The organism is Bacillus sp. MBGLi79, assembly GCF_002953915.1.
The window spans coordinates 4,577,585-4,588,051 of the sequence record NZ_CP026521.1 but is presented as its reverse complement, the minus strand read 5'-3'; the positions used below and the strand labels follow the sequence as shown (position 1 = coordinate 4,588,051).

10 protein-coding genes, 1 pseudogene and 2 riboswitches are annotated in these 10,467 nt (G+C 46.5%); of the genes and pseudogenes, 5 read left to right on the top strand and 6 right to left on the bottom strand.

What is annotated here, in order from left to right; translation table 11 throughout:
* Nucleotides 1-395 precede the first annotated feature (395 nt).
* The 5 genes from C1T29_RS23395 to C1T29_RS23375 all read left to right on the top strand — a co-directional run bounded on the left by C1T29_RS23395 (nt 396) and on the right by C1T29_RS23375 (nt 4,987).
* The gene (locus C1T29_RS23395; protein WP_095431073.1) at nt 396-1,244 is read left to right on the top strand and encodes a methyltransferase domain-containing protein; all 849 of its coding nucleotides are present in this window, start codon (nt 396-398) and stop codon (nt 1,242-1,244) included.
* Between the two features lie 150 nt (nt 1,245-1,394).
* Complete coding sequence (locus tag C1T29_RS23390) at nt 1,395-2,810, top strand: GntP family permease (protein ID WP_095431074.1); 1,416 nt, start codon at nt 1,395-1,397, stop codon at nt 2,808-2,810.
* 23 nt (nt 2,811-2,833) lie between these two features.
* Nucleotides 2,834-3,550, top strand: coding sequence for a CoA transferase subunit A (locus C1T29_RS23385; protein ID WP_103749203.1), 717 nt, complete (start codon nt 2,834-2,836; stop codon nt 3,548-3,550).
* On the top strand, nt 3,547-4,197 hold the full coding sequence (locus C1T29_RS23380) for a CoA transferase subunit B (RefSeq protein ID WP_014665937.1): 651 nt from the start codon (nt 3,547-3,549) through the stop codon (nt 4,195-4,197). The genes C1T29_RS23385 and C1T29_RS23380 overlap by 4 nt, the downstream gene beginning before the upstream one ends.
* A gap of 16 nt (nt 4,198-4,213) precedes the next feature.
* Nucleotides 4,214-4,987: a 3-hydroxybutyrate dehydrogenase gene (locus C1T29_RS23375; RefSeq protein WP_071582455.1), complete on the top strand. Its 774-nt coding sequence runs from the start codon at nt 4,214-4,216 to the stop codon at nt 4,985-4,987.
* 48 nt (nt 4,988-5,035) lie between these two features.
* Here C1T29_RS23375 and C1T29_RS23370 read toward each other — a convergent pair whose 3' ends face one another.
* The 6 genes and pseudogenes from C1T29_RS23370 to pepT form a co-directional block, all read right to left on the bottom strand.
* A complete protein-coding gene (locus C1T29_RS23370) occupies nt 5,036-6,172 on the bottom strand; it encodes a 5-methyltetrahydropteroyltriglutamate--homocysteine S-methyltransferase (RefSeq protein ID WP_071582454.1) in 1,137 nt (378 codons plus the stop codon).
* A gap of 77 nt (nt 6,173-6,249) precedes the next feature.
* A riboswitch (SAM riboswitch) is annotated at nt 6,250-6,356 on the bottom strand.
* 68 nt (nt 6,357-6,424) lie between these two features.
* A pseudogene (locus tag C1T29_RS23365) lies at nt 6,425-7,558 on the bottom strand (5-methyltetrahydropteroyltriglutamate--homocysteine S-methyltransferase).
* 83 nt (nt 7,559-7,641) lie between these two features.
* Nucleotides 7,642-7,748: riboswitch (SAM riboswitch) on the bottom strand.
* Nucleotides 7,749-7,813: 65 nt separating this feature from the next.
* Nucleotides 7,814-8,302 carry an LURP-one-related/scramblase family protein gene (locus tag C1T29_RS23360; protein ID WP_103749204.1) on the bottom strand — a complete coding sequence of 163 codons (489 nt, stop codon included), beginning with the start codon at nt 8,300-8,302 and terminating at the stop codon, nt 7,814-7,816.
* A 129-nt stretch (nt 8,303-8,431) separates the two neighbouring features.
* Nucleotides 8,432-8,710 carry a hypothetical protein gene (locus tag C1T29_RS23355; protein WP_103749205.1) on the bottom strand — a complete coding sequence of 93 codons (279 nt, stop codon included), beginning with the start codon at nt 8,708-8,710 and terminating at the stop codon, nt 8,432-8,434.
* 277 nt (nt 8,711-8,987) lie between these two features.
* Nucleotides 8,988-9,113 carry a hypothetical protein gene (locus C1T29_RS25000; RefSeq protein WP_014665931.1) on the bottom strand — a complete coding sequence of 42 codons (126 nt, stop codon included), beginning with the start codon at nt 9,111-9,113 and terminating at the stop codon, nt 8,988-8,990.
* Between the two features lie 107 nt (nt 9,114-9,220).
* Nucleotides 9,221-10,453, bottom strand: a complete 1,233-nt coding sequence (gene pepT, locus C1T29_RS23350) for a peptidase T (protein WP_103749206.1) — start codon at nt 10,451-10,453, stop codon at nt 9,221-9,223.
* Nucleotides 10,454-10,467 lie beyond the last annotated feature (14 nt).

The following is a 10,467-nucleotide window of genomic DNA, read 5'->3' as shown; positions in this document are numbered from 1 at the left end:
TCTAAGATGATAGCAGTATTTTATCCTTTCACTTTTTGAAAATCAACCTTTTTAACTATTTTCACAATAATAAAATTTATATTCTGAAATGAGAAAATAAAGGAAAAACATGCTGGATTGCTATGTTGATATGATTTTGGCAGGATACCAGCATGTCAGTACTGATTTTTCTTCACGATAAGGTTCCAGCTACTGGAGATTTGTTGTATCATGGAAACGGGGAAACCCATACAGCAAAAAGGGAGTTTTTTTCATGATTATCCAATTCATTCGTTATAGATAATGACAGGTGTAGACAAACTGCCAGACCTGGCCAATTTTTGAGATAGGCCTAGGTTTATTTGTCTATGCCTTTTTCATTTATCTAAAAATGAATGAATGAGGTGTTTTTTATCATGAAGCAAACCGTTGATATCAGCTTGTTTCGATGTCCGCTCTGCGGTTCTTCCATGGATGCGGCATCAGGAAAAAGCTTGATTTGTACAGAACGGCGGCATACATTTGATTTATCTCGGCACGGCTACGTGAACTTCCTGACAAAGCCGGTCAAATCCGGTTACGGTGCCGAGCTTTTTGAAGCGAGGAGCAGGCTGATTGGAGAATGTGGTTTTTTTGAGCCGCTCCATGATACGATTGCAGAACTCATCAGCCATCCCAAATCCGGTCAAGAGGCATTCACCATCCTGGACAGCGGTTGCGGTGAGGGTTCTCATTTGAATGCGCTTTGCGGGTTTGATTATTTAGGGAAAGAAGCGATGGGAATCGGCATCGATCTTTCGAAGGATGGGATTGTAAAAGCTTCTAAGGCATTCAAAGATCAGATGTGGGCGGTTGCCGATGTGGCGCGTGCTCCATTTCATGATCGCCAATTTGATGTTGTTCTGTCTATTTTTTCGCCATCTAATTATGCAGAGTTTCATAGACTGCTGAAGGATGATGGCATGCTCATAAAAGTAGTGCCGCGAAGCGATTATTTAATAGAATTAAGGCAATTTTTATATACTGATTCACCGAGGCGTACGTACTCTAATGCGGCAGCTGTTGAGCGTTTTACAGCACATGCGGCGCACAGCCGTCCTGTCAGGCTCCGCTATATCAAAACGCTTGACCGGCAGGCGATCCACTGGCTTCTCAAGATGACGCCGCTTGCCTGGTCGGCGCCGAAAGACCGAGTCAGCCTGCTGAAAGAGATGACATCAGCCGATATTACGGTTGATGTTGATATCCTAATAGGAATGAAATGAATGGCAGAGGAAAGCTCCGAAAAAAGGGGCTTTCCTTTTTTAATCGGAATAGTTGGCCCACACTTCTCGTACATATGGAAAGGGGACGGAAACAGCCGATGCGGACAGGTTTTGTAAACGCTTTCTAGTTGGCGGAAATGGGGGATGTGTGTGGAACTGATCATCATTCTATTGGCGTTAGGTTTGCTGATGTTTACGGCGTATCGGGGATTTTCTGTCATATTGTTTGCGCCGATTTGTGCGTTATTCGCGGTGCTGCTGACAGATCCAAGCCATGTGCTTCCTTTTTTCTCATCAATTTTTATGGAGAAAATGGCGGGGTTTATTAAGCTGTATTTCCCAGTTTTTTTGCTCGGTGCGATTTTTGGAAAGGTCGTTGAAATGGCTGGGCTTGCGGCATCGATCGCGAAAACGATTGTCAGGCTTGTCGGGGCAAAAAGAGCGATACTTGCCATTGTGCTGATGGGCGCTGTCTTGACGTACAGCGGCGTCAGCCTGTTTGTTGTCGTATTTGCCGTATATCCTTTTGCGAAAAACATGTTCCAAGAAGCAAACATACCGAAACGCCTCATCCCCGGAACGATTGCTTTAGGGGCTTTTACGTTTACGATGGACGCGCTTCCGGGAACGCCGCAAATCCAAAATGTCATTCCGACGGCGTTTTTCAAAACAGACATTTATGCCGCCCCTTGGCTGGGTTTGATGGGAGCAGTGATTGTGCTGGCAGCTGGGATGCTCTATTTGGAATCAAGGCGGAAAAAAGCGCAGGCATCTGGCGAGGGTTATGGCGGTTTTGATTCGCTGAATGCTGCGCCTGAATCGACTGAGTCCCGTGCTAAACCGGACAAAAGCCCGATTCGGGATGCACTTGCCTTTGTCCCGCTTATTCTTGTCGGTGCAGTGAATAAATGCTTCACCATTTACCTGCCAAAGTGGTATCCGAATGGATTTGATTTTTCCTCCATAGGATTAAAGGAGTTCGGCAGGCTTGATATTTCTTCTGCCGCTGCCATTTGGTCGGTGGAGATTGCTTTAGTGATCGGCATCATCACAACGATTTTATTTGATTGGAGAAGCGTGTTTGCTCAAATGAAGGAAGGGCTGAATGAAGGGATCGGTGGTGCCTTGCTGGCATCTATGAATACGGGTGCCGAGTATGGGTTCGGCGGCATTATCGCCGCGCTGCCGGGGTTTCATAAGCTGAGCAGCGGAATTTCTCATACTTTTACCGATCCGCTTGTCAATGGCGCCGTTACGACAACTGCGCTGGCGGGAATCACCGGCTCGGCTTCAGGTGGTATGGGCATTGCGCTAAGCGCGATGTCAGAGCAGTACTTACAGGCGATTCAGGCTTACAATATTCCGCCAGAGGTGATGCATCGAGTCATTTCAATGGCGTCAGGCGGGATGGACACACTGCCGCATAATGGCGCCGTCATTACGCTTCTGGCTGTGACGGGACTGACTCACAGGCAATCGTATCGCGATATTTTTGCGATCACGCTCATCAAAACGGCTGCCGTATTTGCTGTGATCGCGATTTACAGCCTGACTGGCCTGGTGTAGAAGAAAACGAAAGGGGCATCAATATGGGAAAAGTGTTGTCATCTAGTAAAGAAGCTGCGAAATTGATTCATGATGGAGATACGCTGATTGCGGGAGGGTTTGGGCTGTGCGGCATTCCTGAACAGCTCATTTTGTCGATAAGAGATCGAGGAGTAAAGGATTTAACCGTTGTCAGCAACAATTGCGGAGTCGATGACTGGGGGCTCGGTTTGCTTTTGGCTAATAGGCAAATCAAGAAAATGATCGCATCCTATGTCGGTGAAAATAAAATCTTTGAGCGACAGTTTTTAAGCGGAGAGCTTGAGATCGAGCTTGTTCCCCAAGGAACGCTCGCCGAGAGAATTCGTGCAGGCGGTGCGGGCATACCGGGATTTTATACGGCGACAGGCGTCGGCACAACCGTAGCTGAGGGAAAAGAACATAAAACATTCGGCGGCCGGACATATGTGCTGGAGCGAGGCATTACCGGCGATGTGGCGATCGTCAAAGCGTGGAAAGCGGACACCATGGGCAATTTGGTTTTTCGGAAAACGGCGAGAAATTTCAATCCTGTTGCCGCCATGGCAGGCAAGATCACGATTGCCGAGGCGGAAGAAATCGTGGAAGCGGGAGAGCTCGATCCAGATCATATCCATACGCCGGGAATTTACGTTCAGCATGTCGTGCTTGGCACGAGTCAAGAAAAACGGATTGAAAAGCGAACAGTTCAGCAAGCATCGGGAAAGGGTGAGACGAAGTGAAGGAAGCAAGAAAACGGATGGTCAAACGGGCTGTACAAGAAATCAAGGACGGCATGAATGTGAATCTCGGGATTGGAATGCCGACGCTTGTCGCAAATGAGATACCCGATGGCGTTCACGTCATGCTTCAGTCAGAAAACGGCCTGCTCGGAATCGGCCCCTATCCTTTGGAAGGGACGGAAGACGCGGATTTGATCAATGCGGGGAAGGAAACAATTACCGAAGTGACGGGCGCTTCTTATTTTGACAGCGCTGAATCATTCGCGATGATAAGAGGCGGGCATATCGATTTGGCTATCCTTGGCGGAATGGAAGTTTCGGAGCAGGGTGATTTGGCCAATTGGATGATCCCGGGCAAAATGGTAAAAGGGATGGGCGGCGCAATGGATCTCGTCAACGGGGCGAAACGAATCGTTGTCATCATGGAGCATGTCAATAAGCATGGCGAATCAAAGGTAAAAAAAACATGCTCTCTTCCGCTGACAGGCCAGAAAGTCGTGCACAGGCTGATTACGGATTTGGCTGTTTTTGATTTTGTGAACGGCCGCATGACACTGACGGAGCTTCAGGATGGCGTCACAATTGAAGAGGTTTATGAAAAAACAGAAGCGAATTTCGCTGTAAGCCAGTCTGTACTCAATTCTTAATGGGAAGGTGTTTGACATGAGAAAACAAGTCGCCTTGGTGACTGGGGCTGCCGGCGGAATCGGATTCGAAATGGCAAGAGAATTCGCCCGTGAAGGCGCCAGCGTCATCGTTTCAGACCTCCGTCAGGAAGCATGCGAAAAAGCAGCCTCCAAGCTTGCAGAAGAAGGCTTTGACGCGGCGGCCATTCCGTGTGATGTGACAAAGGAAGCGCAAGTTGCTGATATGGTGGACGCCATCCAAAAACGATACGGCCGCTTGGATATTTTAGTGAACAATGCCGGTATGCAGCACGTCGCCCCGATTGAAGAGTTTCCGACAGAAACCTTTGAACAGCTGATCAAGGTTATGCTGACGGCGCCCTTTATTGCAATGAAGCATGTTTTTCCGATCATGAAAAAACAGCAGTATGGCCGAATCATTAATATCGCGTCTGTTAATGGCTTAGTCGGCTTTGCGGGAAAATCCGCTTATAATAGCGCCAAGCATGGCGTCATTGGACTCACAAAAGTCGGGGCGCTGGAAGGCGCGCCCCACGGCATTACAGTCAATGCGCTCTGTCCAGGTTATGTCGATACCCAGCTTGTCCGCAATCAGCTTAGCGATCTATCAAAAGCAAGAAATGTCCCTTACGACTCGGTACTTGAAGAGGTCATTTTTCCGCTTGTGCCGCAAAAACGGCTTCTTTCCGTCAAGGAAATTGCGGATTATGCCGTGTTTTTAGCAAGCGAGAAGGCGAAGGGCGTCACTGGGCAGGCTGTCGTTCTTGATGGGGGCTACACCGCACAATGACAGAAAAACACACTTGCTCCGAATGGAATCAAGTGTGTTTTTCTTTGCTTATTTCCAAACATCATTCGCGATCTCAACCACATGGCGGAGCTTCGCCCATTGCTGTTCTTCAGTCAGCTTGTTGCCTTCCTCAGTTGAAGCGAATCCGCATTGAGGGCTGAGGCAAAGCTGGTCTAAGCTGACATAACGGGACGCTTCTTCGATACGGCGTTTCACGTCATCCGGATGTTCAAGCTCACCGAATTTAGATGTCACTAAGCCAAGAACTAGCTGAAGATCAGACCGTTTTACATAACGGAGCGGCTCAAATCCGCCTGAGCGTGAATCATCATACTCTAAGAAAAGGCCGTCAAGATTCAAGCCGTCAAAAATGGTTTCGGCTGCTGCATCATAGCCGCCTTCTGCTGTCCAAGTGGACTGGAAGTTGCCGCGGCAAATATGCATGGTTACCGTCAAGTCATCCGGACGGTCTGCAATCGCGTCATTAATGGATTTCGCAAACAGCTGGCGAAGCTCGTCAGGCGTTGTTCCGAACGCTTCGATTTGTTTTAAGCCTTTTTCTGATAAGAAAACGGCCCATGCCGTATCATCAAGCTGGAGGTAGCGGCAGCCTCTGTCATAAAACGCTTGAATCGCTTTTTTATATGCTTTGGATACATCATGCTGGAAAAGGTGATAGTCGTTTTTATACGCATCCTTTTCCAGTTTTCCGCGGAAAAACAGCATATTCGGGCTTGGAATCGTCATCTTTGGCGTCGCGTCACCGGCAATGCTATGGAGAAATGAGTAATCTTCAAGCATTGGGTGAGTTGAAAAGTCGATATCACCTGTGACTTTAATGCCGCGTGCTTTTGTCTGTACGTTATGGAATTGAATGCCTTGCTCAGGAGTAAACGGCTCAACGCCATCTAAGTTTTCAAGGAAATCAAAGTGCCACCACGCTCTGCGGAATTCACCGTCTGTCACGACGTTCAGGCCGGTTTCCTTCTGTTTCTCCACAATGCGGATGATTTCATCGTTTTCGATCTGGCGAAGCTGCTCAGCCGTAATATCGCCGGCCGCTTTTTGCAGCCGCGCTTTTTTGACGGGCTCAGATCTCAGCAGGCTTCCGACTTGATCCGCGCGAAACGGCGGTTTTTTTCTTTGAAGTGATTGTTGTTCTGCGGGTGTTGTTTGTTGTGACATGTTGTCCATTCCTTCTTTCCATTCAAATATAAAAAAGCTCTTCCTTTGGATAAGGAAGAGCTTGCGTGACAATCTCAACCTTATCTTCAAGAGCAATCATTGCTCTAAAGGATTTAGCACCATTCTGTTAAACAGCGGTTGCCGGGTATCGCAGGGCCAGTCCCTCCACCTCTCTTGATAAGGAAAACCTTTTTATGAAATTTTCTGATATTATCTATTATTCACACATTTTCTATTTCTGTCAATGATAGATTATCTCCACACATCGTTGGCGATGTCGATGACATGGCGAAGCTTGGCCCATTGCTGTTCCTCTGTCAAAAGATTGCCTTCTTCTGTAGAGGCGAAACCGCACTGCGGGCTGAGGCAAAGCTGGTCTAAGCTGACAAAACGCGCCGCTTCATTGATACGGCGTTTCACATCCTCTGGATTTTCAAGCTCGCCGTATTTCGATGTGATCAAGCCAAGCACGATTTGCAGATCCTTGCGTTTCACAAAACGGAGCGGATCGAAGTTTCCGGAGCGGTCATCATCGTATTCCAAGAACAGGCCGTCAAGGTTTAAGCCGTCCAAAATCGTTTCCGCTACAGCGTCGTACCCTCCCGATGCCGCCCAGGTTGAGCGGAAGTTGCCGCGGCAAATGTGCATTGTGATCGTTAAATCATCAGGCCGGTCTGCCACTGCATCGTTAATCGTTTTGGCAAACAAGGCGGGCAATGTTTCTGGATCGCCTCCGAGCGCCCGGACAACCTCTCTGCCTTTTTCCTCAAAGAAGAGAGACCATGACGTATCATCAAGCTGGAGATAACGGCAGCCAACATCATAGAAGGCTTTGATTGCCTTTTTGTACGCTTGGGCCAAATCATGAAAATATTCCTCTTGATCGTTATAGATGCCTTTATCCGCCTTTTCGCCAAAAAACAGCATATTCGGGCTTGGAATCGTCAGCTTTGGTGTCGCGCCACCGGCAACTTCATGTAAAAATTGATAATCAGCAAGTGCTGGGTGGCTCGTAAAATCGAGTTTTCCCGTCACTTTGATGCTGCGCGCTTTCGTTTTCGCGTTATGGAACTGAATCCCCTCAGCCGGGATGAACGGCTCCACACCGTCAAGTCCTTCCAGGAAGTCATAATGCCACCAGGAACGGCGGAATTCCCCGTCTGTTACCACTTCAAGACCGATTTCTTTTTGTTTTTCCACGATGCGGGTGATTTCTTGATTTTCGATATCACGAAGCTGTTCCGCTGTCATCTCACCTGCCGCTTTTTTTTGCCGGACTTCTTTCACCGTAGCGGAACGAAGCAAACTGCCGACGTGATCGGCGCGGAAAGGTGCTTTGCGTTGTTTTTCTGTTTTTTGTCATGTAACATTCGTTTGTTGGACCATGTCATTCGCCTCTTTTTCTGAAATATTGAGCATGTAAAAAGCTCTTCCTTTGTGTAAGGAAGAGCTTGAACGATCAAATCTCCGCCTCATCTGCAAGAACGCAATGTTCTTAAGGATTTAGCACCATTCTGTTTGAAACAGCGGTTGCCGGGTATCATAGGGCCAGTCCCTCCACCTCTCTTGATAAGGTACAACTTCATATTTAAATTTCAATTATCTTAATATTATTACTTTTGGATCAATTGTCAATGCTTTTTAGAAAATACTTTCATCTTCATCGTTATATAAAACCATATCAAGCACGATCGCGATGGCAGTGCAAATCAGAACATCTTCCTCGTTTGCAATCTGCAAATGATAGGAATCACCCCAGCTGAGCCACTTTTTGCTCACTGACATCCGGACATTTTCCCTGTCCGTCAGCTGGAATTCATCCCTCCATAAGTCACCATCGATTTCCCAGTTAAGGCCGGAAATCACAAATTTCGGTTTGAAAAACGTTACTTTCTTCGTTACCTCACAAACTGTTTTCCCGCCAATTGAAATCTCATAGCGCGGCAATAAAGACATGAGTTTTTGTTCTATGGAAACGAGCGTTTTCCCGGATGAATCTGTCATTTGTAATGAGTCCCCTAACGAGAGAAAACGCCCTTCCACCTTGAAGATTTCTTGTTCATCCCGGTCATAAATGTGGAATGCATCTTTAAATGAGAACATTTTTTGTTTCATAAATAACCCGATCATTGCAGAAGTCTCCTTTTGGATTTGCCTTGTATGAAATTACGGATAGAGGATAAAAAGGTTTCAGGCTCTATCTCAACATAATTTTAAAAGGCTGCGTCATTCCGCAGCCTTTTCGTTTGAAATATAGAATTAGGAAAGATGCATCCGGCGTTTTTGGCGGATAGCGTCAAGGTCGATTAGGTTGTTGTGATGAGATGCGGCTGCTGGAAGAGGGCTTGTCTTTTGCGGTTTGCGGCGATTGTCCTTGCTGAAAGAAAAAAGAAGATAGCCGCATAAAGCGATGATAATAAATAGGATCATATTACATACCTCCCAAAAAAAGTTTTGGTACTCTCTATTGTACGGATAAAAAGCCAAAAAGTATTCAAAAAATTCTAAATCAAATAAAAATAAATAACTGCCCCTCAAAAACAGTCTAACCTGATGACCTGAAAATAGTCTTGCATTATGGTGATTGTTCTTGTTGATGATTGGTTCTATAGTTACTATCGACGATAAAATGAATTCCTTTATATAACTTTTAACCTAAATTAAAGTAATTCAAATTACCTGTTTTTGGATGCCGTTATCTTTCTTAATTAGTTTATACCCTATTTTGCGGAATTGAACACAAAAAACCCAAATTACGGAGCATTTGGGCGGTACGAGAGAATGCGGATTTTGTTTTGGGGATTTGGATGACTGGTCAGAAGAAGCGTTTGAACATTTTTCTGATTTTTTGAAATGGGCTGGATTTCTTTTGCGTGTTAAGCGGCCTGGAAATGATCCATTTTTTCAATAGGCTCTTTGCAGCAATTGCATGCTTTGTCATTGTTTTTCCTCCTCATTTGTTGATACTTGTTTTACGGAGGACGTGTTTAAAATGTTTCATTTTCACATAAAAAAAAAACCAGCCCTTTTTTGGACTGGCTTTTGGCATTACGCTTGCTCTTCAAACAGCTTTGCAATCTCAACGATGACATTTACGGCTTTGACCATGTTATCGGCTGAGATGTATTCAAATTTGCCGTGGAAGTTTTCCCCGCCGGTAAAGATGTTTGGCGTCGGAAGTCCCATGTAGGATAGCTGCGATCCATCGGTGCCGCCGCGGATGGGGGAAATTTTCGGTTCGATGCCGAGGTTTTCCATCGCTTGCTTGGCAATGTTGACGATTTCGATGACAGGTTCAATTTTCTCTCTCATGTTGTAGTACTGGTCGTTCATATCCAGCAAAATCCGGTCTTGCCCGTATTCGTTCTGAAGTTCTTCAACGGCGCGCTTCATTGTTTCTTTTCTGCTTTGGAAGTTCTCTTTGTCAAAGTCTCTGATAATGTAGTGAAGCTTTGTTTCCTCTACGTCTCCTTGAATCGACAGCAGATGGTAGAAGCCTTCATAGCCTTCTGTATATTCAGGCGCTTCGTCTGCCGGCAGCAGGCTGTTCAGCTTCATCGCGATTTTCGCAGAGTTGATCATTTTCCCTTTTGCCGTTCCGGGATGTACGTTGTTGCCTTTAATCGTAATTTTCGCGGCAGCGGCATTGAAGCTTTCGTATTCAAGCTCGCCGAGCGGGCCGCCGTCAACCGTGTAGGCAAAGGATGCATTGAACCGTTTCACATCAAATTTGTGCGGTCCTCTTCCGATTTCTTCATCAGGCGTAAAGGCGACTCTGATTGTGCCGTGCTTGATTTCTGGGTGTTTGATGAGGTAATCCATGGCCGTCATGATTTCAGCGATACCAGCCTTATTGTCTGCGCCGAGAAGGGTGGTGCCGTCTGTGGTGATGAGTGTGTGGCCCTTATAGCCAGACAGCTCAGGGAATTGATCAGGTGACAGGGTGACCTGCAGCTGTTCGTTAAGAACGATGTCATTACCATCATAGCTTTCGATGATTTGCGGATTCACGTTTTTGCCGGTAAAGTCTGTAGCGGTGTCGACGTGAGCGAGAAAGCCGATTGTCGGCACGTCTTTTTCAGTATTGGAGGGGAGCGTCGCCATGACATAGCCGTTTTCATCAATGGCTGCATCCTGCATGCCGATGGACTTCAACTCATCAACGAGCATGTTTCCTAATGTCAATTGGCCGGGTGTGGAAGGGCAGGTGTCAACGGATTCATCGGACTGTGTGTCGACTTTTACATATGTAGTAAACCGTTCAATGATTTCATCTTTCATTTCCAATCATCTCC